Origin of the sequence: Collinsella sp. An271, assembly GCF_002159695.1 — a bacterium.
Taxonomy (GTDB): Bacteria; Actinomycetota; Coriobacteriia; order Coriobacteriales; family Coriobacteriaceae; genus Collinsella; species Collinsella ihumii.
In genome coordinates this window covers 1-22,250 of the sequence record NZ_NFJE01000002.1, presented here as the reverse complement: position 1 = coordinate 22,250, position 22,250 = coordinate 1, and the positions used below count along the sequence as shown (strand labels likewise).

20 protein-coding genes and 1 pseudogene are annotated in these 22,250 nt (G+C 57.2%); 16 read left to right on the top strand and 5 right to left on the bottom strand.

Features of this window, described 5'->3' with window-relative positions; genetic code table 11:
- Positions 1-100 precede the first annotated feature (100 nt).
- The 3 genes from B5F74_RS01735 to B5F74_RS01725 all read right to left on the bottom strand — a co-directional run bounded on the left by B5F74_RS01735 (position 101) and on the right by B5F74_RS01725 (position 2,347).
- Positions 101-376, bottom strand: coding sequence for a metal-sensing transcriptional repressor (locus B5F74_RS01735; protein WP_066832956.1), 276 nt, complete (start codon positions 374-376; stop codon positions 101-103).
- Positions 377-632: 256 nt separating this feature from the next.
- Positions 633-1,112, bottom strand: a complete 480-nt coding sequence (gene mscL, locus B5F74_RS01730) for a large conductance mechanosensitive channel protein MscL (protein WP_087199521.1) — start codon at positions 1,110-1,112, stop codon at positions 633-635.
- 152 nt (positions 1,113-1,264) lie between these two features.
- Positions 1,265-2,347 (bottom strand): ATP-dependent 6-phosphofructokinase, encoded by a 1,083-nt coding sequence (locus B5F74_RS01725; RefSeq protein ID WP_066832950.1) that lies wholly within the window; start codon positions 2,345-2,347, stop codon positions 1,265-1,267.
- 366 nt (positions 2,348-2,713) lie between these two features.
- Between B5F74_RS01725 and B5F74_RS01720 the strand changes: the two genes are divergently transcribed.
- The gene (locus B5F74_RS01720) at positions 2,714-3,292 is read left to right on the top strand and encodes a xanthine phosphoribosyltransferase (RefSeq protein WP_066832947.1); all 579 of its coding nucleotides are present in this window, start codon (positions 2,714-2,716) and stop codon (positions 3,290-3,292) included.
- A 270-nt stretch (positions 3,293-3,562) separates the two neighbouring features.
- Positions 3,563-3,862 (top strand): annotated as a pseudogene (locus tag B5F74_RS01715) (peptide chain release factor-like protein); the annotation flags it as partial.
- A gap of 395 nt (positions 3,863-4,257) precedes the next feature.
- Here B5F74_RS01715 and B5F74_RS01710 read toward each other — a convergent pair.
- Positions 4,258-5,043, bottom strand: a complete 786-nt coding sequence (locus tag B5F74_RS01710) for a hypothetical protein (RefSeq protein ID WP_143753733.1) — start codon at positions 5,041-5,043, stop codon at positions 4,258-4,260.
- 4 nt (positions 5,044-5,047) lie between these two features.
- A complete protein-coding gene (locus B5F74_RS01705) occupies positions 5,048-6,163 on the bottom strand; it encodes an ATP-binding protein (RefSeq protein ID WP_087199518.1) in 1,116 nt (371 codons plus the stop codon).
- A gap of 679 nt (positions 6,164-6,842) precedes the next feature.
- Here B5F74_RS01705 and B5F74_RS12330 point away from each other — a divergent pair.
- The 14 genes from B5F74_RS12330 (at position 6,843) to B5F74_RS01645 (ending at position 22,172) form a co-directional block, all read left to right on the top strand.
- Entirely contained in the window at positions 6,843-7,442 is a 600-nt protein-coding gene (locus B5F74_RS12330; RefSeq protein WP_158095661.1) for a hypothetical protein, read from the top strand.
- Between the two features lie 206 nt (positions 7,443-7,648).
- Positions 7,649-8,170: an antiterminator LoaP gene (gene loaP / locus B5F74_RS12325; RefSeq protein ID WP_158095660.1), complete on the top strand. Its 522-nt coding sequence runs from the start codon at positions 7,649-7,651 to the stop codon at positions 8,168-8,170.
- Positions 8,171-8,254: 84 nt separating this feature from the next.
- Positions 8,255-8,992 (top strand): sugar transferase, encoded by a 738-nt coding sequence (locus tag B5F74_RS01695; RefSeq protein WP_239283314.1) that lies wholly within the window; start codon positions 8,255-8,257, stop codon positions 8,990-8,992.
- Positions 8,992-9,810 carry a DUF4422 domain-containing protein gene (locus B5F74_RS01690; protein ID WP_087199515.1) on the top strand — a complete coding sequence of 273 codons (819 nt, stop codon included), beginning with the start codon at positions 8,992-8,994 and terminating at the stop codon, positions 9,808-9,810. The genes B5F74_RS01695 and B5F74_RS01690 overlap by 1 nt, the downstream gene beginning before the upstream one ends.
- Before the next feature lie 68 nt (positions 9,811-9,878).
- Positions 9,879-10,871 (top strand): glycosyltransferase family 2 protein, encoded by a 993-nt coding sequence (locus tag B5F74_RS01685; protein WP_143753731.1) that lies wholly within the window; start codon positions 9,879-9,881, stop codon positions 10,869-10,871.
- 128 nt (positions 10,872-10,999) lie between these two features.
- Positions 11,000-12,133 (top strand): O-antigen ligase family protein, encoded by a 1,134-nt coding sequence (locus tag B5F74_RS01680; protein WP_143753729.1) that lies wholly within the window; start codon positions 11,000-11,002, stop codon positions 12,131-12,133.
- A 47-nt stretch (positions 12,134-12,180) separates the two neighbouring features.
- The gene (locus tag B5F74_RS01675) at positions 12,181-13,239 is read left to right on the top strand and encodes a hypothetical protein (RefSeq protein WP_087199509.1); all 1,059 of its coding nucleotides are present in this window, start codon (positions 12,181-12,183) and stop codon (positions 13,237-13,239) included.
- Positions 13,239-14,642, top strand: coding sequence for an oligosaccharide flippase family protein (locus B5F74_RS01670; protein WP_087199507.1), 1,404 nt, complete (start codon positions 13,239-13,241; stop codon positions 14,640-14,642). The genes B5F74_RS01675 and B5F74_RS01670 overlap by 1 nt, the downstream gene beginning before the upstream one ends.
- 23 nt (positions 14,643-14,665) lie before the next feature.
- Positions 14,666-15,310, top strand: a complete 645-nt coding sequence (locus B5F74_RS01665) for an acylneuraminate cytidylyltransferase (RefSeq protein WP_087199505.1) — start codon at positions 14,666-14,668, stop codon at positions 15,308-15,310.
- Between the two features lie 54 nt (positions 15,311-15,364).
- Entirely contained in the window at positions 15,365-16,954 is a 1,590-nt protein-coding gene (locus tag B5F74_RS01660) for an aldolase catalytic domain-containing protein (protein WP_087199502.1), read from the top strand.
- Positions 16,955-17,005: 51 nt separating this feature from the next.
- Positions 17,006-17,485 carry a 3-deoxy-D-manno-octulosonate 8-phosphate phosphatase gene (locus B5F74_RS01655; protein WP_087199500.1) on the top strand — a complete coding sequence of 160 codons (480 nt, stop codon included), beginning with the start codon at positions 17,006-17,008 and terminating at the stop codon, positions 17,483-17,485.
- Positions 17,486-17,795: 310 nt separating this feature from the next.
- The gene (locus tag B5F74_RS01650) at positions 17,796-18,368 is read left to right on the top strand and encodes a hypothetical protein (protein ID WP_143753727.1); all 573 of its coding nucleotides are present in this window, start codon (positions 17,796-17,798) and stop codon (positions 18,366-18,368) included.
- A 26-nt stretch (positions 18,369-18,394) separates the two neighbouring features.
- Positions 18,395-19,228 carry a hypothetical protein gene (locus B5F74_RS12175; RefSeq protein ID WP_143753726.1) on the top strand — a complete coding sequence of 278 codons (834 nt, stop codon included), beginning with the start codon at positions 18,395-18,397 and terminating at the stop codon, positions 19,226-19,228.
- Between the two features lie 2,236 nt (positions 19,229-21,464).
- A complete protein-coding gene (locus B5F74_RS01645; protein WP_158095659.1) occupies positions 21,465-22,172 on the top strand; it encodes a helix-turn-helix domain-containing protein in 708 nt (235 codons plus the stop codon).
- Positions 22,173-22,250 lie beyond the last annotated feature (78 nt).

Sequence of the window (22,250 nt, the reverse complement as noted above, 5' to 3'; positions counted from 1 at the left end):
GTATCAAATCGAGTTATATACCCCCAGGGGTATAAAGTCAAGGTTTGGAAAAGGTGTACGGAGTGCGAGACGAGGTGGCTTGGCGGCTTGGCTGCGGATGTCAGCCCATGTTCGCGAAGCGCTCGACCGCTTTGGTGAAATCGGCGATGGTCTTGTCGGCGTCTCCGTGCTCGATACCGTCGCGCACGCAATGCTGGATGTGACCCTCGAGCACGACCTGCCCGCAGCGGTGCAGCGCGCTCTTGGCGGCGTTGATTTGCGAAAGCACGTCTTCGCAGGGGACGTCTTCGTCCACCATCCGGTCGATCGCCTGAACCTGTCCGATGATCTTTCTCAGGCGGCGGTGCAGGTTGTCGGCATCCATGCATTGTCTCATTGCAGCTCCTCTTTTGGCGTTGTGCCCATAGTACCCAAAAGAGGGCCCGCAATCCTTAAGGAACCGCTGAACAATTCGTTACGTGTTCGCCGCCGCCGCGCCGAGCGCATGGACGGAGTCGCGCGCGGCGGCCTCGACCCCTCCCGATCCGCAGTGCCCGAACGGGGCCGATTTCCCCGATTTTTATGCAGGTTCGGGCCGAGAATATACGGAACGTGCCATGGACCGCCGCAGGGGAGCGTCAACCGGCGTTCCCTCAGCGCGCTTCGATGGCGTTTTCGTACCCTGCGAGCTTTGAGGTGCAGTGCGGGCAGCGCGTCGCATCGTCGGCGATCTCCTGCCTGCAATACGGGCAGGTGCGCGGCGCAGGAGCCTGCTCCTTCTCGATTATGCTCGCGAGGCCCGCCTTCTTGATCGCCATCTCCTTGAGGTCGTTCATCGTGTTCACGGACTTGACGATGGCGAACACGGCGACCGCGGTGATCAGGAAGCTGATGACGGCGGAGATGAAGGCGCCGAAGTCGATGGTCTGGCTGTTCAGCACGACCGCCATGCCCTTGACGTCGGGGCTTCCGCCGATCGCCGCGATAAGCGGCTGGATGATCGTGGAAACGAGCGCGTTCACAACGGAGGTGAACGCGCCGCCGATGATGACGCCGACGGCCAGGTCCATTACGTTTCCGCGGCTGATGAACTCGACGAATTCCTGGATGATACCCCTGTTGGCTCGAGCCATATCCACTCCTTCAGATGGACGCGTACGAAAAAGCGGCTGGAAGCCGTGTGGCCTCCAGCCGCTCTCAGGTGATCGGGTGGGCGACGGACATGCACGCACCGCACTCAACAGCGGATGAAAAACGGTTGCGCGGCGCCGCCTGGTGCCAAAAGCTACTCGTCGCCGAAGCTGATGCCGAGCGCCTTGGCCTCGCGCACGAGGTCGCAGGTGGGGTCGACGTACTTGAGCTTGCCGGCGACATCCTTGAGCGGCACGCGGGTCATCTTGCCGTCGACCTGCGCGATCATGTAGCCGAACTCGCCCGCGATGCAGCCGAGAGCGGCCTCGGCGCCGCACTGCGTGGCGAACACGCGGTCCTGTGCGTCGGGCTCGCCGCCGCGCTGGGTATGGCCGGGGATGGCGACGCGGGTCTCGCGGCCCGTACGCTCCTCGATCTCGCGCGCGATGTCGTACACGATGGACGGCGAGGTGCGGGAGGCGACCTTCTTCTTGTATTCCTTCTTGGAGAGCTTCGCGTCCTCCTTGGTGATGGCGCCCTCGGCAACCGCCACGATGGTGAAACGGCTGCCGCGCTCCATGCGGCGCTCGATGGTGTTGATGACGTTCTTCATGTCGAACGGGATCTCGGGGATGAGGATGACGTCGGCGCCGCCCGCGACGCCCGCGTACAGCGGGATCCAGCCGACCTTGTGGCCCATGATCTCGATGACGAACACGCGGCCGTGCGAGCTCGCGGTGGTGTGGATGTTGTCGATGCACTCGGTGGCGACCTCGACGGCGGAGGAGAAGCCGAAGGTGCGCTCGGTGCCCCACGTGTCGTTGTCGATGGTCTTGGGCAGGGCGATGACGTTCAGGCCCTCTTCGGACAGGCGGTTGGCTGTCTTGGTGGAGCCGTTGCCGCCGAGCATGAACAGGCAGTCGAGCTGCAGCTTGTGATAGGTGTGGATCATGGCCGGGACCTTCTCGACGCCGTCTGCCTCGGGCGTGTCGAGAAGCTTGAACGGCGTGCGGCTCGTGCCCAGGATGGTGCCGCCGCGGGTAAGGATGCCGCTGAAGTCGTGCGGCGTCATGATGCGGAAGCGGCTGTAGATGAGGCCCTGGTAGCCGTCCTCAAAACCGTAGATCTCGAGATTGTCGGCGCCGACGTTGTTCTCCAGCGTCTTGACGATGCCGCGCATGGTGGCGTTGAGCGCCTGGCAGTCGCCGCCGCTCGTGAGAAGACCGATCCTCAGCATGATTCCCCCTCATACAAGGTGATGTAGAACTTGAAAAGTGTAGCGCAACAGATGCGGGGTGCGGCCGGCAAGACCGGGTATCGCCAAACCTTTTCTGGACCATTACGCACCCACCACGCGGCATCCATAAAGAAGCGGACAAAACAGTCGAGATGCCTGCGCAAAATTGCCTCGGGTCGGGCTCTTTCGCGCTGCCTTATACGCGAACGTGATATTCTGCTAGGAAAGCGCTGACCAATTCCTTACACGACGGCGGCTCCGTGCCGGGCGCCGCGAAAGCGATCGATCTGCGCTTCTCTAGACAACGCAATGGGGGCACAGGGGATGCGCGTCACGGGCGCGCGCATGCATAAGAGAGGGGCTGCAATGAAGGAGCTTGAGGATCGCATCCGCCAGGACGGCATCGTGAAAGCGGGGGACGTACTCAAGGTGGACGCGTTTCTCAACCATCAGTGCGACGTCGAGCTGTTCGACCACATGGGCGCCGAGTGGGCCCGCCTGTTCGAGGGTGTTCCCATCAACAAGATCCTGACGATCGAGGCGAGCGGCATCGGTATTGCCTGCATCGCCGCGCAGCATTTCGGCAACGTGCCGGTGGTGTTCGCTAAGAAGGCCCAGTCTATCAACCTGGACGGCGAGCAGTACTCCACGACCATCTACTCGTTCACCAAGAAGCGCGAGTTCCCGGTCATCGTGGGTCGGCGCTTTCTGTCCCCGGGCGATCACGTGCTCATCATCGACGATTTCCTGGCCAACGGCTGCGCGCTCGAGGGCCTGATCGCCATCGTCGAGAGCGCGGGGGCCACGGTCGAGGGCATCGGCATCGCTATCGAGAAGGGATTCCAGGGCGGTGGCGACAAGCTTCGCGAGCGCGGGTACCGCGTGGAGAGCCTGGCCAAGCTGGTCGGGATGGACTGCGAGACGGGCGAGCTCACCTTCGCCTAGCAGGTTTTTAGGCGTGCTGATTCGGCATTCGATCGTCGGTCGACGTTCTGAGGCGTGCTCCCTCCTCTTTCGCATTACATCGACGCACCTGGGAACCGCCTGGGTTTCGGACGGGTTTCGGATTGTTCTTGATGGGCCCTCGGCTTGGTCGAGGGCCTTCTTTACGTATATAGGGGAGATGACGGGATGGATGAGGGACAGAAGCTGACCCATAGGGACTTTGCGGCGTTTGCGGCGATGACGGCCGACGAGATCGCCCGCGACTGCGAGGTGCAGGTGTTTCATGCGCACGGGCCGGGCGGGCAGGGCGTGAACACGTCCGATTCTGCCGTGCGCATGCGTCACGTTCCCACGGGGATCACCGTCACGTCTCGTGAGAGCAGAAGCCAGTTCCAAAATCGCGCGCGGTGCATCGCCAAGCTGCGCGAACAGTTCGAGCAGCGGAGCCGTCCGCCAAAACGGCGCAAGAAGACCAAGGTTCCCGCGTCCGCCAAACGCCGCCGCCTCGCAGACAAGCGCCAGCGCGCGCAAACGAAAATGCTGCGCCGCCGCGTAATGGGGGAGGAGTAGGGACGGCGGTATCGGCTGCCTGCATGAAAACGGCTGGCATCGGTGCAGCCCCAACCACGTCCCAACAGAGTCCCTGCAACACCTTACTCATATCTAACAACTAAAAAACAGCATAAAACATAATAGATTTTGCTATACTTGAGTCTGCATCAGCAAAGTCCGCTGCGGGCGGTGCTCCGATCTCTTTGAAAGGGACGACGCCTATTAGGGGGGCACGCGATTCGTTCGGTCTGCGAGAAGCGGTTCGCTCGGAAACCAATGCACCTGTGCGGAGACGGCAAGGCCTGACCGCGTTGCTCACCGACGAAGGCCGTCGGTGAAGGTGTCGGTAAAACACGGGAAATGCAGGTGACCGGACCGGCTTCAGGGCGGAATCAATCGGCGTTTCCGTAGCGTCAACCCCGCTCAAGTGGGCACTCGTCAAACTTCAGATTGCGCAGCGGGGCAATGGCCGTGAAGAACTTGCTGTCGAAATAGTCCAGCAGGAACTCGGGAAAGGCCGACAGCACAAAAACCTTCCCCTCCTTGCGCAGCAGCCCTCTCTCCTTGTCGAAGATCGCTTCGACAGTCACCCGTTCCCGATATAGATCGAATGAGATTTCATCCATCCCAAATAGGCACTTGCACCTCAGGACAAAGCACGAAATGGAATCCTTCCACTGCTCGAACTCCATGCGTTTGCTCGTATTCAGGTTGCCCTCGCCGGAAAGCCGCTTATACGATGGAATGCCTTCCCTGCTGACGAAGCATCCCGAATGCGACTGGCATTGCCCTGCGCGGTAATCGTAGAGGGCCTCAACCATCGGGTAGCTCACGTACAGTTTCCCGCCCTCATGCTCATCGCAAAAAGCGGAGATCATCTTCTCGAGCATATCGTCCGCTTCGCCATCGGCGGCGTTGTCCTGATGCGGGTCGTAGTCGAAGAACAGATAGACTTGCTCGATGGAGTCTCGCGATACCCCTTCCAAGCTTTTCGCCGCAGCAGGCACGGACTCCCTCAGCACCTCAACGACATCCGTCTCAAAGTCATCGGCCGCGAGCCTTTGGTAGAGCATGTAGATGTTCTGGCTCGCAGGGAGGCAAACGACCCTCAAATCATCGCGTGGTCTTAGGAAGCATTGCTTCATCTCGTTGGCAAAGCGACGGTCGCGCGCCTCCCCCTCAACGATGAAGAGCGTCACAGGGCTATTCATTGAAGGATCCCGCCTTGAACATCTTCTGCAGATTGTGCGCGGCTCTCAGCTCCTTGTTGGTGAGCTTTTCGAGCGATTGGATCTTGCCGTCTTGAAGGATGAAATACGCATCGGGCCGTAGGAGGTCGTTCGAGAGGAGGTCTGTGTTATGCGTGGTCATAAAGACCTGTACGCCTTCGAGGTCTCGCAGCATCTCGACGATAGCCCGCGCGAGCTCAAAGTGGTAGAAGGCGTCGAACTCGTCAATGAACACAAGAGACGCCTTCCCCATCCTGATGTACCAGTAGTAGTACAGCGCAAGGGACGTGGTCCCGGTGGACGCGACCGACATAAACGGAACGCTGCTGTTCTCAAATCTGCAATACAGCTCCGGCAAACCGTTGACGTCAACGGAGACAAGGTCGTACGAGATGCCTTGCTTCTCCAGGAATCGTTGGAAGTCTTCGAGCTTCCCCTCCCGGATGATCCCCTGCGTGAAGCTGTCCGGGCCGACCGAGAGCCCTTGGTACCCGCGCTGATCGAGCGAGTAGAACATGAGCATGTTGTCGACGAAGTTCATGAATGCGATAAACGCCCTAGTGGCGTCGCTTTCCTGCAGTATGGCGTTGCTCCTGACGTACTTCACGCGGGAAAGCCTGTCGGTCTCGGCGGGGAGCTCGGAGGAAAGCGCCAGCGACTCGGTGCCGGCCAGGGAGACGAAACCCGTGCGCGATGCGAAGTTGTAGCCCAGCACCTCCTCGCCGCCGATGGAGAGGCGTTCGTACACCAGCGTGAGGGGGTCCGTCTTCCCGTAGCGGTAGACGACTTCAGTCCCATTGAAGCGGAACTCGTACTCAAACTCGGCCATGAGATTCTTCGAGTCCAAGCAGAGGTAGGGAGAGTACCTCGCAAGAAGCTTCTCCTTGTCCGTGAGATGGAGGATTATGTCGAATATGGCGAGGGCCAGGTTTGACTTGCCGCTGCCGTTGGCACCGTAGACGATGCCCTTGGTCTTAGTTCCCTCGTGAATGACCTGTTGGTTGAAGACGTAGTTTGCGGGGTCGGACAAGTCGAACGTGGTCCACTTTTCAAAGCACTTGAAATTGGAAACCGAGAACTTCCTCAGCACGACCGAACTCCCTTTCTCTGCATTTTACCTCTCGATACTGCTAGGTTATGCCTGCTGCGTATTTAGGTCAATTTCAATCGTAGTTATTCTACGGGCATTACGTAAGAAAGCTACGCTTCTGAGAAAGGCCCGCTTGGTAACAACGATCATCGAGATGCAAAACGATTTCGCCAAATACGATCCCTTCCTGGAGACGCAACACCGCTGCATCTCGGAATTCAACCTATCCTTGTTCGGTTCGCGGAGAGTCAGGATGAGTGGAGACCGGGGCGTATGAGCGGTGACGGTATAGCTTGGGCGTGCCGCATCGGGCGCCTGAAGTTGTCAGTGAAGGTGTCGGTTAGACACGGGACGTGCGGCCATTCGTGTTGCCTTGGACCCCATTTGTGCGCAGTCTGCGAAGCGTTGGTAAGGGATCGCAATAGGCCGTAGGGGAGAGCAGACACGCTGCTTCAGGCCATACTCCGCAGGTCAGCAAGGGTATGACCTTCGTCAAAATGTACACCTTTTGAGGAGGGTTGAATTAACAAACGCTAAGGTCAGCGCCGCTATGTGAAGCTGCGGTTTCTTTACACGCCACCCCTCAACGATGTGTATAATTGGGTCGAACGTAAGTGTTTCAAAAGGTGTACCTTTTTGCGCTTTGCGCGCAGGCGGGCACGGACAAGGGAGGGTCGGAATGGTCGTCGCACAGACGCAGGTCAAGCGCGCGTCGCGCATGGCCATGGGGCTCCCGTGTGGCCGTCGCGTGCCGCGCGGCAGCGAGCGCTGGTACCTCCTCAGGGTCCGTGAGCGCGCGGAGGACGCCACATGCGAGAAGCTGCTGCGCCTTGTGCCGCGCGACATCCTGACCGATTGCTTCTGCATCAAGAAAGAGCGCTGGTTCAAGCGCGGGGGAGCGTGGTCGCTGCAGACGATTCCCGCGTACCGGGGCTACGCGTTCGCGGTGACCTCGGACCCGGCGGCGCTGTACAAGCAGCTTGCAGGCACCAACGCCCACGCCGAGCTCTGCGGGGCGGACGGCCGTGCCTGGATGCCGCTGTCGCCCGCGGCCCAGACGTGGTTCGCGCACAGCATGGACGAGCGTCACGTGCTGCGGGGCTCCACCGCGGTGATCGAGGACGGCATCCTGCACGTGACCGAAGGCCCCCTCATGGGCCAGGAGGCGCACGTGCGCGATGTGGACCGTCATCGCAGGCGCTGCATGGTGGACGTGGGCGACGGCGCCCTCGGGGGCTTCTCGGAGTTGATGGCCATAGACGTGCCCATCAAGACCTAGCGGCTCCGGGCTTGCAGCTTCTTTCGCGCGCTCCACGGGGACATGGCCCGCGGGGCGCGCGCAGGGAGCTGCCCTGCATGAGAACAATCCTTCCGGCCGGCAATCGTCGCGTATCGCGTTGGCGGATCCAGCGAGGGCATGAATATCTTCCCATGTGCCGTGCAGTCGGTGCGGGGCGGCCCGGCCATACGAACCCAGGGGGTCCTATGGCGCAAGCGAAGCTCTACGTGGTCCAGGTGCGTTCCGGCACCGAGGACCGGATGTGCCGACTGCTTGAGCGCGCGCTCGGCGACGCCGCCGAGGACGTCTTCACGCCGTCCTACGAGGCGCTGCGGGCGCAGCGTGGTGAGTGGCGGACCGTGAGACTCAGGCTTCTGCCGGGCTATGTGTTCGTTCAGACGCGCCGCCCGGAGACGGTGCTCGAGCGGCTGCGCGCGGCACCGGTGTTCGCGCGCCTGCTGGGTGCGGAAGGGGAGAAGTTCATGCCGCTTTCTGCCGACGAGGTCGCGTGGCTCACGCGCTACGCGGACCTCGACGAGCACGTGGTGAGGATGAGCTCGGGCGTCATCGAGGGCGACCGGGTCATCGTGTTGCGCGGGCCCTTGAAGGGCCACGAGTTCGAGATCAAGAAGATCGACCGCCACAAGCGCGAGGCGGAGCTGGAGGTGCCGATGCTCGGCCGGGTGAAGAGGATTCGGGTCGGGTTGGAGATCGTGAGCAAGCGCTGACGGTCGTGTAGCCACGTTGGGTCGAGTGTGTCGGATCTGACTGATGAGAATCGAATAGGGGAGGCGCGAGGCGAAGGCGGTCTTGTGGTTCCGGCTGAGGTGCGTGCGTCTGTTTCGGGCACACGCGAGAGGGCAAAGAAGGATACCCGCAAGGGCAAGCGCTACTCGCTCATGCGCTCCGCCGAGGCCTGGGACCGCTCGCGGCTCGGGTACCGGGTCGTGAAGAGGCTGTTCGACATCATGTTCAGCCTGGCCGTCATCCTGGTTGCCCTGGTGCCGTCCATCCTGCTCTGCATCGCCATCCGCCTGGAGTCCCCGGGCTGGCCCCTCTACGGTCAGAAGCGCGTGGGGCGCATAGGCCCCGACGGGAGGCCGAGGGAGTTCACCATGTGGAAGTTCCGCTCCATGGTGAAGGACGCCGACAAGCAGCTGGAAGGGCTCCTCGACCGGAACGAGGTCGAGGGCCCCATGTTCAAGATGGCCGACGACCCCAGGGTCACCCGCATCGGTCATTTCATAAGAAAGCACTCCATCGACGAGTTCCCGCAGTTCGTCAACGTCCTGCTGGGCCAGATGTCGGTGGTGGGCCCCAGGCCGCCGCTTCCCCGCGAGGTGGAGCAGTACGACGAGTGGGCCATGCAGCGCCTGGCCGTGAAGCCCGGCCTCACCGGCCCCTGGCAGGTGGGCGGGCGCAGCAACCTCGACTTCGACGACATGGTGAGGCTCGACCTCGGCTACATCGCACGGCGCGGCGTGAAGGCCGATCTCGTCCTGATTATCCAGACGGTCGCCGTCGTCTTCACCGGGAAGGGGGCGCACTGATGCCCCGCCCCAAGATCCGCATCGCTGTCGCGTCCCACAAGCCCTACAGGATGCCGTCCGACTCCGTCTACATCCCCCTCCACGTCGGCCGCTCCCTGCACCCGGAGCTCACCGCCGAGATGGACGCTCAGGGCTTTCTCGGGGACGACAGCGGGGACTCCATCTCGGGCTCGAACGCCTCCCTCTGCGAGCTGACCGGCCTGTGGTGGCTCTGGAGGAACGTCGACGCAGACTGGAAGGGGCTCGTCCATTACAGGAGGCACTTCGCGTCGAGGCGGGCCGGCGGCAAGGGGGCGGGCGACCGGTTCGGCAGGATCGCCTCGGAGCGGGACTTCCTGCGGGCGATGTCCGGGGGTGCGGAGGCGATTCTCCCCTCCAGGAGGAACTACGTCATCGAGACCGTGGGCTCCCATTGGGAGCACACGCAGCCCTCGGGGCAGCTCGCCTCCGCCCGGGGCGTGGTGGCGGACATGGAGCCCCGCTACCTCGGGAGCCTCGACAGGGTTCTCTCCTCCCGCGGGGCACACATGTTCAACATGATGGTCATGAGGGACGACGTGCTCGACGCGTACTGCTCGTGGCTGTTCCCGCTGATCTTCGAGCTGGTGGAGAGGCACGATCCGGACCGCTACGACGCCTTTGCCGCCAGGTACCCCGGGAGGATATCCGAGCTCCTTTTGGATGCCTGGATGTCCGAAAAGCATGTTCCCTATGCGGAGATGCCGACGGTGAGCCCCGAGCCGGTCGACTGGGTCAGGAAGGGCTCGTCGTTCCTCGCGGCGAAGTTCCTCGGGAGGAAGTACGGGAGCAGCTTCTGAATCTTTGAGCCAGGGGAGTTAGGAGGGTGTAGGTTCTCTATGCCCATGCGAAGAGCTTGGAATTTAACTTGAGTATTAATGACATGACGGTCAGCGCAATTGTTCCCGTGTACAACGTCGAGCAGTATCTCGAGCGTTGTTTGGAATCTATCAGGAATCAGACCCGTCCTTTCGATGAGGTTATTTTGGTTGATGATGGGTCGACCGACCGATCCGGCAAGATATGCGAAGAATGGGCGTTCAGTAATCCGACGTTTCACGTCGTTCACCAGCGCAACGGCGGGCTCTCCGCTGCAAGGAACAAGGGGGTTGAGCTCTATACCGGCGATTGCGTCGCGTTCATTGATAGCGACGACTGGATCGCTAAGGATTTCGTCGAGGTTCTTTTGAACTTGCTCGTGCGAACGGATAGCGATATCGCTATAGGTCAGTGGGTTCGCACGGACGGAGAAGACGGATGCCCGGCTTGCAGCAAGGTGGGGCGGTCCCGGGAGCGCGTATACGAAGCAGACGAGTACATGAGCATGCTCCTAAGGATCCGGGGCAACCGGGCCCTGCATTACGCTCCCAGCAAGTTGTATAGGCGGTCCGTCGTCGAGGATGGGCACTTCCCGCTCGGGATTCTTAACGAGGACGTCGAGGGGGCGTTCAAGTTCGCTCTGAACGCGTCGCGGGTGGCCGAGACTGGGCGAGTTCTCTACTACTATTACCGCAACGCATCGAGCATCACCGGTTCATCTTTCGGGGAGAATTATCTCAACTTGAGCCATGTCTGGCAGCGCGTCGAAGCGATTGCGGAGTCCAGGGCTCCCGAATGGGCGGAGGCGTGCGGCTACAATGTGATGCGTGCGGACTTCACCATTCTGTGCGACATGCTCCTTCACGGCGATGAAGAATCGGATAAGCGGTATTCCGAGGAGCGCGATGCCTGTCTCGGTCGGCTGCGCGGCAATATGGCGATGCTCCTCAAAGGGCCCATGCCTATAAACAGAAAAATAGCGGCACTGATTATCAGTGCAATGTATTTAAAGATTAACCATATTATAAGAAAGATGAGATAGATTTGACGGCGAGAGTGGTTACCGCGGCGGAGGTCCGGGGAGTACGTGACGAGCGACCCGCACGGCTAGGCGGGGCTCATTGGAGCTGGCTGTGCTTTGCGTTGTTTCTTCCGTTCACAGAGCCGCAGATGTTCAAATACTCCGGTTTAAGCTTCTGGGACGATGTGTTTGCCTGGCTGAAGGCCGCGTCTGCGCTGATAATCATAGTCCTGTACTTGAGGCAGAGGCCCTCGACCGCCACTACCGTAGTGGCGGCTCTTTGTTTTTGGCTCGGCTTGGCTACGGTTTTGACTCGTACTTCGATCGTGACCTTTCTTGGTCCGGCGGTTGGGCTTATTTCCACTTTCATGTTGTTCGATATCGTATCGAAGCATGATTTCATTACGTTTTTGAAATGGATCAGAAATCTGCTATCGCTTTACTACTTCCTCAATCTGCTGAGCTATATCATCAAGGAAACGGGTATGGCAAACATACCTATCACATTTTTGGGGATTGACAATCGCTGGATCTATTACTTCCTTCCCTGGATCGTGGTTTCGTTCATAGTGGCGATTTATGAACGGGGCCAGGCCACGGTTGGCGCCTGGGCAGTTTGGCTTGTCTGCTTGCTTCAGCTGGCAGCGGTTTGGTCTGCAGGCGCAATGGTCAGCATATTGATGTGGCCGTTGCTATGGGGCTGCTTCATGGCAAAAAAAACCACCGGCGGATTTGCGATACGCAGATTAGGCGTAATATTCATAGTGGTCATTGCATTAAATGTATTGATTACAGCCGATATAATTCTTCCGTCTTTGCGCTGGCTAATCGTTGATGTGCTCCATAAAGACATCACCCTTGCTGGGAGAACATATCTTTGGGAATCGGTGCTTCGTTTGCTTGAGACCAAGCCTATGACGGGGATGGGCGCATTGGCCAATGACAGCGCAATAGATTTCTTCTATTCAAGCTCCGGTTATGTTTTTGCTTGCATGGTCAACCACCCGCACAACAATTTTCTGTACTACGCCTTTCGCGGCGGCTTTCCGGCGATGATATTGTACGGCGCATTATGCTACAACGCCATTAGGTCCATCGATAAAAACCGCGATTTGCCTTATGCGAGATGTCTCGCAGCGGGCCTGTCCTGCTTTTTCCTAGCCGCCCTTATCGATACGATGGATTTTTCATTGATGCATATGATATTCGCGATTTCATGCAACGTGTCCTGTCTCCCAGTTTGTAGTTCTACGCCCCTAAAAAGGATATATTCTAATATCTAATATTAGACAATAATGCAATATATTCTACGAAATATGACTGGAGTATTGTGAAAAAACTGATTGTATGCAATACATATTACCAGTTAATATCTGCAATCCAGCTTGCATTGACTCTGTTTCAAGAACAGCAGATTGACTTGATTCTATCGGATCATAGCTGCCACGCAGAGAAAGTAGCGCAGAGAATCGGTGAAGTCGGCTTATTTCATAGCGTGAGCTTCGCTAGGACGGTTGAAAGGGATTCGGATGCGAGCTTTCGAGCGAAGGTTTTGAGAACTCTTCATATGATAGTCGAGCGTTACGGTGCCTTTGCTGGTTATGATGAGGTGGTTTTCTACAATTTAGACGAAAGTCTGTACACAATTATCACTTCGTTGAGGGCCGACAATGTCCGTCTGATTTGCTCCGGTTTCGATGAAGGGATTCTATCTACTGGTCAAATTTCGCATGGAAACTCCGTCGCTATAGCAAACAGAGCCAGGGGGGCATTGAGACTCAAGACCTACCCGGGTCTTCAGAAGTATTACTGCTACTATCCCGTACTTTACCGGTCGGACAGAAAGGGGTGTGAAGTCGTTCAAATTCCAAGCTGGTCGCAGACTAGGGAGAAGTTGACGGGTATTCTGCGTGATGCCTTCGAGACGGGCCCCGGATTGCGTCAGCAGAAATACATCTACTTCTGTTCTTCCTCCGATATCGATGGTTTCCCGTTTGGGGAGACCGAACTGGTCATGAAACTTGCTGATCACGTGGGAAGGGATAACCTTCTTGTGAAGATGCACCCGCGAGACGGGAGAAGGGTGTTTCAGGATTATGGCATTTCGGTCATGGGAAACTCCAGCACCCCTTGGGAGGCAATTCAGATTTGTGGCGAAGTAACCGGCAAGATTCTCCTTACCGCTACATCCGGGTCATTCCTTACGTCGACGGCGATGCTCGATGACGGGACGCGAGGCGTGTTCCTCTTGCCTCATCATGAGAAGGTTCCACCTCGAATTTGGGAGCAGGAGGAGAGGATTCGCGAGGTTGTGCGGAAGCTGAAGTCCGAGGGCGAGTGCGAGAATATAACGATTAGTGAAGGGTTCGACCTCGAGGTTCTGGACTGATGGGCAAGGCATCGTCGCTGATCAGGAACACCGGCATCCTTGCTATCGGAAGCTTCAGCTCGAAGCTCCTCGTCTTCCTGATGGTGCCGCTGTATACGGCGGTCCTGTCGACGGAGGAGTACGGGGCGTATGATGTCATCTACAGCACGGTGAGCCTGCTCGTCCCCATCCTCACTATGAACATCTCCGATGCGCTGCTCAGGTTCCCGATGGAGGGGGACGCGGACGTTCCTGCGATCGCCCGAATCGGGTTGCTGCTTACCTTGGCGGGCAGCGTTCTGGTCTTCGCCGCCCAGGTCGTTCCAGGGACGCCCTGGTCCTCGTTCGCTGGCGTCGGCTGGCTCGGGCCGCTTTTCGCGGCGACTTCCCTGTACCAGTCGCTCGCGCTCCTTGCGCGAGGCCTGGAGCGCATGCGCGACATCGCCGTCGCGGGCGTGGCCAGCTCCGCGGTCACCGTCGGGCTCAACGTCCTGCTTCTCGTCTTCGCCGGCATGGGGCTGGACGGGTATTTCGTTTCCAGTGTTGCGGGCCTGCTTCTGCCTTCCGCCTGGCTGGTCTTCCGGATGCGAGGCCCGATATTCGGGAGGGCGAGGGGCGGCCTCGCGCCGCTCGCGTCCAAGATGGTGCGTTACTCGCTGCCTCTCGCCGCGACCACTGTGGGCTGGTGGCTCATCAACACCTCCGACCGCTACATAGTCCTCTGGTTCTGCGGGGTAGACGCGAACGGCCTGTACTCCGCCGCTTACAAGATCCCCTCCATCCTGAACACGGTGGCGGGGATATTCATCCAGGCGTGGCAGGTCGCGGCCATCAAGGGGTTCGACCCCTCGGATGCCGACGGTTTCCTGCGCGGGACCTACAGGGCGGTCGAGGCGGGGGTCGTCCTGCTCTGCTCGCTCATGATCCCGCTGTCGCCCCTCATCGCCGGGTTCATGTTCTCCGGTGAGTTCTACGCGGCGTGGGCGTACGTGCCCCTGCTGCTCGTCTACGCCGTCCTGAACACGATGGCGGGCATGTGGGGGCCGTTCTTCTCTGCTGCCTACGATCCGGGCCCCATGGCGACGTCGACCTTCCTCGCGGGGGCGGTGAACGTGGCCCTTGGTGTGCCGCTGGTCGCTGCGCTCGGCGTTCAGGGGGCGTGCCTTTCGAGTGCCCTCGCGGGTCTGGCGAACTGGGGGCTCCGAGCGCACAGGGCGCGCAGGCACATGAGGGTCAGTTTCGCGCCCGCGAGGTCGCTTCTTCTCTATGTCCTTTTGGGCATGCAGGCGGGGCTTATGGTGTGCGGGTTGTCGGTATGGGCTGTCATCGCATGTCAGGCCGCCTTTTTGGTTGCGCTTTCATTCCTTCTCAGGCATGAGATGGCTGGGGGGTTGAAGCTTGTTATGAAACGGTTCAGGAGATAGTTGCTCGAATAGGAGCGAAAAGTATGAAAGTTATAGCGGTAATGCCAATCAAGCTTCATAACGAGAGATGCCCCGGCAAGAACACGAGGCGTCTAGGAGGCGCGCCTCTGCTTCAGCACGAACTCGAGAGCCTCAAGGCAACTGGCCTTGTGGGGCGGATTATCGTCTACTGCAGCGATGAGGCTATCGTTCCGTATCTTCCCGTTGGGGTGGAATTCGAGAGGCGGCCCCCGTATCTCGACTTGCCAACATCAAATTTCACGCAGATATTCGAAGAGTTCGCAAGCTCCCACCCTGCGGATGCGTACGTGTACGCCCACGCGACGGCGCCCTTCGTTTCAGTTGACACCATGCGGGAATGCATTCAGGCCGTCACTTCGGGGGAATACGACTCCGCATTCTGCGCAGAAAGGCTCCAAGACTACCTCTGGCAAAACGGACGACCGCTCAACTTCGATCCCGAAAACCTGCCGCGCACCCAGGACCTCGACCCGATTTTCAAGGAGACATCGGGGGTGTACGTCTTCACGAGGGAGGTTTTCGAGAGGCATCGACGGAGGGTGGGGGTCCGTCCCTTCATCAAGGAGGTCACCTTCAGGGAGGCCGTTGACATAGACACCGAGGAGGATTTCGCTCTCGCAGAGGCGCTCTGCGATGTTGAGGTCTGAGCTCGTTGTTTCGCCGAATTGCCCTACCAAATAATCTGTTAGAAAAGGAGAGAGATGGGTTCGCTTAAGGTGCTGGACGTGACGCTTCGTGACGGCGGCTGCGTCAATGATTTCAACTTCGGTCAGGAGTACATGGAGAAGATCCTCGCTGCTCAGGAGGCTTCAGGCGTGGATGTTATCGAGATGGGATATCTCGATGAGAAGAAAGGCAGCCGAAGCGGCCGCACCCAGTACGCTGACGAGCGCGCGATAACCGAGTGCCTGCTTAAGCATAAAAAACCTGGAACGATGTACGTCGCGATGATGGATTACGGCAAATTCGATGTGGACGAGCTTGGACCGCGTGTTCCTGAAGGCATAGACGGTATTCGCCTGGCGTTCCATAAGAGGAATATGCGGGAAATCGTCTCCCTGGGCCGTAAGATAATCGAGAAAGGGTATCAGTTCTATATCCAGCCGATGATCACCCTTCGTTACAGCGACGCCGAGCTCCTGGACCTCATCGCACTGGTGAACCAGGAGCTGCCCGACGCCTCCGGCTTTTATATCGTCGACAGCTTCGGCGAGATGCGTCCGAACGATATGGACCGCGTGCTGAATCTCGTGGATCACAACCTAACGCCTGGAATGACGCTTGGGTTTCACTCGCACAACAACCTACAGATGTCGTATTCCAACGCCGTAGCGCTCCTGCAGTTTCCCACGAATAGGGATCTGATGCTTGACAGCTCTATCATGGGGATGGGAAAGGGCGCGGGCAATCTCAACACTGAGCTCCTCCTTGAGCACCTCAATCTCTTCTATGGAAAGAGCTACAGGATAGCCCCTCTGCTCGAGGTGATCGACAAGGTGATAAATCAGCTCCATTCTGAGTACTACTGGGGATACGCTGTGGAATACTACCTTTCATCGGCCAACCACTGCACGCCGAGCTATGCGAGCCATTTCTACAATAAGCATATGCTCCCCATCGATCAGGTTGGGGAATTGCTCGCTATGATTGAAGAGGAGAAGCGCGTCTCATTTGACAGGGAGTATGCGGAGGGACTGTACCGCCGCTTCAACGAGGAGAAGCGGGTCGACGATTCCCCGGCGGTAGGGGAAATCTCCGCGCGTCTTGCGGGCAAGAAGGTCCTCCTGGTTGCGCCCGGGAAGAGCGTCTTGGGTGCAACCAATCGCATCCTTGCGATCATGGGGGAGCCCGATACGGTATCCATCGGGCTCAACTCGATCCTCGACCTGCCGTTTGACTACGTACTTACGACCAGGCAGGATGCATATGAAAGGGCGGTCGCCGAAGGCAGGAGCGTCATAGTCCCGTCGAATGTCTCCAAAGGCGGCAGGGGCGATGTCAGGGTCCTCGACTACGCAAAGTGGATAGAGGTTGACGAGGGGACTCATGATTCCTCGGCAGTCATTGCGATGAATCTGCTGAAGACGTGCGGTGTTGAAGAACTGCTCCTTGCTGGATTCGACGGGTTCTCTGCAGATATCAATGAGAATTACTGCAACCCCGAGATGCGGCATCCGGTCAGCTCGGCGCAAGCTGTTCGGAGGAATGCATATTATAAGGGCTTTATTCGCAGGGTGGCGGAATCCGGGATTAAGGTGCGATTCGTTACGCCTTCAAAATACGAGTTGTAGGCATTGGCCTTTGATTCCAGCCATTCTTTCATTGGGGAGGGGTGTGCCTGTATGACAAAGTTGCTTGTGATGGATGTTGATGGCACGCTGACGGACGGTCGCGTGTATATCGGCGAGCAGGGGGAGCTTTTCAAGGCATTCGATATCAAGGACGGCCTAGGTATCCACGACATCCTTCCTGCCCTCGGCATCGTTCCTGTCATCATCACGGGTCGCAGTAGCGCAATGTTGGAAAGGCGGTGCGCGGAGCTCGGCATCGCAGAGCTTCATCAGGGGGTCTCCGACAAGCTGCCGTTGCTTTGCGAGATCGCCGTGGGCCACGGTGTCGGTCTGGGCGGCTGCGCCTACATCGGCGATGACGTCAACGACCTGCCTTGCATGGAGGCAGTCAAGGGTGCCGGCGGCGTTGTCGGTTGCCCCGCGGATGCGGTTCCCGAGGTCCGCTTGATTGCCGACTTCGTGAGTGCAAGGGACGGAGGTCGCGGCGCCGTGAGGGAGTTCATCGAGCGGCTCCGCGATTCGCTGCCCTAATTTACGGGGAGGTGTCTGGATACGCGACTCCATCGCGTGGCATGAGTGTTTACGTGCGTACCTTGGCGCAGTGCACTGCTTTCGAATCAGACTGCCGACTTTGCGAGATGCGCCAATCTTATTTTCCGCTCAACCGGCATATTGCTCGCGGCGTCATTGCGACGCATGCCGCTCGGACGAGTGGCTTCCAGAAAGGATATCACGGGTTTGCAGCCTTCGGTGGGCGGCAAAATGTTATGCGAAACGGGGGTGGATGATAGGAGTATTGTGAAAAGGCTTAATAAGTACGAAACAAGAAAGGTGGATGGACATGACCGATGGAATCTTAATCGAGAATGATGCCTTAGAGATGGAGTCTGAGAATACAGCTAGTGATGATCGATCCGAGCTATCGGAGGAAGAGCTCAGGAAAGGCGCGGAAAAGTTTGAGTTTTTCTGGCTTCGGCCGTTGAGGTACAAAGGTGAGGAAGCAACAATCCGTTTCTGCATAAGAGGAGAATTCTCAGGATGGAAGCTTAAAGACGAGCTTGTCGAGTCGCTTGGTTTGACGGTGGGAGATACAGTCAATGTGGAAGGGTCTGTGGAGTTTGGGCCCGGTCTTATTGGCGATGACGACAGAGTTGACATTTTTGCAGAAGGCGATGCTGCCACATGGCTCCTGCAAACTGCCGTAGATGCGGGAGGGTCGGATGGATGCACGTTTGACGCCGTCGTTCGTTTTTCTTACGTCGAGGCGCCCGTAGGCGGAATTGAGGGGAAGATGGTAGCAAAGGCTTCACTGATACTAGAAAGGGGTATTCGCAGGGTTAATTCCGAAGGACGTCGTCCGAAAACAAAGAACAGGATAACGTTAATGTCTGATATTATAAGCTCGCTTGCATAACAGGCATATTGCTTTAGACTAATACCATGTTAGAAGGTAATAAAGATATTAGCAATCTTGAGGATGATCAACCGGCTTCATTAAAACAAGATGAGGGGCCCAATAAGGATGGCCCCGCCAAATCTGATTCGGAAAAAGGATTTTCAGGTCTGTATTATGATGTAATTAAGCATGCTGAGCCGAATGTAAACACCGTAAAAGTTGAACAGCAGAAAATCGTGATTAATGTAAACGATAGTTACGAGGACTTGGATGATGGAAAGATAGGCGATGCGAAAGCGCAACAAGATAGAGATACATCGTCAAATGATTTCAACGAAACACCACTTAATATTATAAGTAAAGCATTGCAAAAAGATATTGACAGAAACTACGACAGGATAAGAGGCTTAGAAAGCGATTATGATCGCACCATATCGGAAATCTACAACATAAAATCAGATATTCATCATCTACGAGATTCGGAGGCAGCAAACCAGAATTCATTTGACGAGAAGTATGGAAAGATACTCCAAGATCTGGAGAAATTTGGCAAACAACAGGAGGAAAGCACCGATTCTCTTTCCTCTACGATTAATAGTCTGAATGGTGCTGCGAAGGCGCTTATTAGCATCATTAGTACTATGTATGCTATCAGGAAATTGGTTTTCACAATACTAATTGCCTCTGTACTACTCACAGTCATATCGATATATATAAATAACACAGTTGAGAATAATATCTCTCTATTTGTTTCTGCTGTCATAGACGTGATTGTTGCTGTAATTAGCTTGGTTCATTTTCATGAATGGAGGCTGCAGAAAGCTAGGCAGTTAGCAAGAGATTGGGGCATAACCATAGACGAGAGCGATCTGATATAACCCTTTTCTATATCCATTGCCGTTTAGTAGGTCTGTAAGAAATACACAGTTTAAAATAAATATTCTGAATTTCTGAATAAGGCAGTCGTTAATAGCATCCTGAATCGAGAGCATCGGAAGTTGGTCACATGAATTCTACTGACCTTCATGATGAAGCCGGTCCCAAATCGGGCTATGAGTACCTAGGTCCAGAGTATGACGAAGAACGCCATGGGGCGTATCTTGACATGCTTACTGATGCGCTTAGTGATCCTCGTTGCCTCAATGTGGCGCTCTCTGGCCCGTATGGTTGCGGCAAGAGCAGCATTCTCGAGGAGTACAGAAGGCGGAATCAGAAAAGCACGCTTGCTGTCAGCTTGTGGTCCCTAACCTCGCAATCGGACGATTCTGAGGGGTCTTCTCATGAGGTTCCTGCTGGCAGAATCGAGCAAGAGATCGTTCGACAAATTTTGTATAGCGGCAAACACAGAAAGATGCCGTACTCGCGTTTCAACCGTATACACCCGGTTGGGCGATTGTGCAGGGCAGCTTACGCGGTTCTGATAGCGTTTCTTGTTTTCCTCGGAGTTCTTATTCATGATGAGAACCTTGCCCTTAAGTTGTTTTCTCAGGCGCCTTCTTCCCTCGCCACTGCCGTGAGGGCCTGTTACTACTTTGTTATAGCGTGTTTAGCTGTCTTCCATGGATTGCAGGTCATTTGAGGGGTGGAAAAATCTCGACCGGCATTGCGTCGTTGACGGTCGAGCGCGATGAGAGTTCTTATTTCGACAAGTATTTGGATGAGATAATCTATTTCTTGAGACCAATCCATTCGATACGGTGATATTCGAGGACCTTGATCGTTTTGACAATCCTCATGTTTACATGGGGCTTAGAGACCTCAATCTTATCTTGAACAATGCGCCCGGAGTCGTAAAGCGCGGTCTACTTCAAAGTGGCAAGCCCATCCGTTTTATATACGCTTTGAAGGATGGGGTATTTGAAAACAGGATTGCCGCATGGGATTCTGAAGGCTGCCATCCCGATGCGGGAATGTCGGAGATTCCCGGCAGCAACAGGGTAAAGTTCTTTGACGCCATTGTCCCTGTCATTCCGTTCCTTTCGTCTGTCAACGCTTTTGAAATGGCTTTGCCCCTATTCGATGGATTGCTGGAATCGGAGAAATCTAGGGATGTGCTGAGGGTCGTCGCGCCGCGTCTTGTCGACATGCGAGTGCTCAAAGAGCTCAGGAATGAATATCTTTTGATGACGAATGTTCTTTTGGGCCATACGGACAATTCATCGGCGAGCGAATTGGGCATCACGGAGGAGGGCGTGCTGGCTATGGCTGCCTACAAGTGCGCCCGTCCATCCGATTATGAGATCATTGCCTGCTGCGGAAGTAGCGATTTGGATCATGTATACGATTTGCATCAACGGCTGCTGGAGAAGCTTCTTGAGGAGCCCGAGCGAACAGGAGAGGGCTCAACAACGTTGGTTTCCGGACAAAGAGTAGTCCATAGTGCTGACGGCGACATGCGACGACCGAAGTGGCTTGATTTCTCTGATTGCTGGGACATTGTGCTGGAGCTCGAGGGGCAATCAGATGAGCCGATGGCGACATTTGGTTCAGCTGTATCGCAGATTGTCCGCAACCCGCTTTGTTGTAAGCTGATTGAGCTCGGATACATTCGTCAGGATTATGCTCTCTACGCGGCAACCTATCCTGTGGGAGGGCGCTGTAGAGCCGTGAATTATTACATCCATCATCTTCGTCGAGATATTCCTAACTTGCATTATCGTTTGGATGATGAGGATGCTCGAGAGGTTCTCGATATGTCCAAGGAACTCGGGTGGAGTAGGAAAGGACTTCTAAATCTGGATGTGCTCTCTTATGCCCTGAAATATAGGAAAGATGTTGCACGATCAATTGTAGATATGGTGATTCACGATCAGGATAATGATGCGGGAGAGACGTTTGACGCGTTTATAGCCAAGAACCTAGGAGACAGATTTTCGGAGGTGCTTCTCACCTTCATTCATCTCCTGATGAGCATATGGGATGGGGCTCTTGACTACTTTTTCTCAACGAGCGCATTGGAACTATCGATTTCGGATCCGATTGTGGAAGCCGTGTTGGTCAGTCTGAATCCGCGGAGAGATTATTCAGTTGAAAAATGTATCTCGTTCTTGATCGATGCTTTTGAAAGGGGGGTGCGGCAGGAATCCTGGAGCGCCGGGGCGGAAAGGAACTGCGATGTTCACACCCGAGGAGAGGGAGGCGGCGCTCGAGCTCTACGACAGGCTCGGGAGCGTCCCCGCCGTGGTCGCCGAGCTCGGCTACCCCAGCGAGCGCTGCCTCTACGGCTGGATCGCCCGCCGGGACGGCGCCTGCGCCCGTCCGCGTGCGGTAAGATACCCCGCGCAGGAGAAGGCGGCGGCCGCCAGGCGCGTCCTGTCCGGGGAGAGCTGCGCCGCCGTCGCCGCCGACGTCGGGGCCTCCGCCTCGGCGGTCCTGCGCTGGCGGGACGCCTATGCAGAGGGAGGGATCGGGGCACTCATGGCCAAGGGGGACGTGGTCGCGCCGGGGCCGCGCGCGGACGCGGGCGCGCTGCCCGACGACGCGGGGGAGCTCAAGCGGATGGTCCTCGAGCTCCAGCTCGAGAACGACCTCATGCGGCAGGTGGTCGAGCTCGTAAAAAAAGACCCCTGCGTCGACCCGACGCGCCTCTCGAACAGGGAGAAGGCCCGGGTGATCGACGCGATGAGGGGGACGTATTCTCTGAGCTGTTTGGCCTCTAGGCTCGGCATCGCCGCGTCCAGCTACCACTACGCCCGGGCCGCGGCCGCCGCGCCCGACAAGTGGGCCGAGGCGCGCGCGGCGGTCGTCGAGGAGTTCGAGGGCGCCGGGCGCTCGCGCGGCTACCGCTACGTTGTTACCGCTAATCTAAGATTCGCCGTTTAGGCCAACGGGCGGCGCCGATTCCGCCAACGTATATCCGCCGATCGCACCAACGTACTTTCACCGATTCGACCAACGGGC

Coding starts and splice junctions, on each gene's coding strand:
- B5F74_RS01735 (WP_066832956.1), bottom strand. CDS start 376: ATGAGACAATGCATGGATGCCGACAACCTGCACCGCCGCCTGAGAAAG.
- mscL (WP_087199521.1), bottom strand. CDS start 1,112: ATGGCTCGAGCCAACAGGGGTATCATCCAGGAATTCGTCGAGTTCATC.
- B5F74_RS01725 (WP_066832950.1), bottom strand. CDS start 2,347: ATGCTGAGGATCGGTCTTCTCACGAGCGGCGGCGACTGCCAGGCGCTC.
- B5F74_RS01720 (WP_066832947.1), top strand. CDS start 2,714: ATGAAGGAGCTTGAGGATCGCATCCGCCAGGACGGCATCGTGAAAGCG.
- B5F74_RS12330 (WP_158095661.1), top strand. CDS start 6,843: ATGGTCGTCGCACAGACGCAGGTCAAGCGCGCGTCGCGCATGGCCATG.
- loaP (WP_158095660.1), top strand. CDS start 7,649: ATGGCGCAAGCGAAGCTCTACGTGGTCCAGGTGCGTTCCGGCACCGAG.
- B5F74_RS01690 (WP_087199515.1), top strand. CDS start 8,992: ATGCCCCGCCCCAAGATCCGCATCGCTGTCGCGTCCCACAAGCCCTAC.
- B5F74_RS01680 (WP_143753729.1), top strand. CDS start 11,000: ATGTTCAAATACTCCGGTTTAAGCTTCTGGGACGATGTGTTTGCCTGG.
- B5F74_RS01670 (WP_087199507.1), top strand. CDS start 13,239: ATGGGCAAGGCATCGTCGCTGATCAGGAACACCGGCATCCTTGCTATC.
- B5F74_RS01665 (WP_087199505.1), top strand. CDS start 14,666: ATGAAAGTTATAGCGGTAATGCCAATCAAGCTTCATAACGAGAGATGC.
- B5F74_RS01660 (WP_087199502.1), top strand. CDS start 15,365: ATGGGTTCGCTTAAGGTGCTGGACGTGACGCTTCGTGACGGCGGCTGC.
- B5F74_RS01655 (WP_087199500.1), top strand. CDS start 17,006: ATGACAAAGTTGCTTGTGATGGATGTTGATGGCACGCTGACGGACGGT.
- B5F74_RS01650 (WP_143753727.1), top strand. CDS start 17,796: ATGACCGATGGAATCTTAATCGAGAATGATGCCTTAGAGATGGAGTCT.
- B5F74_RS12175 (WP_143753726.1), top strand. CDS start 18,395: ATGTTAGAAGGTAATAAAGATATTAGCAATCTTGAGGATGATCAACCG.
- B5F74_RS01645 (WP_158095659.1), top strand. CDS start 21,465: ATGTTCACACCCGAGGAGAGGGAGGCGGCGCTCGAGCTCTACGACAGG.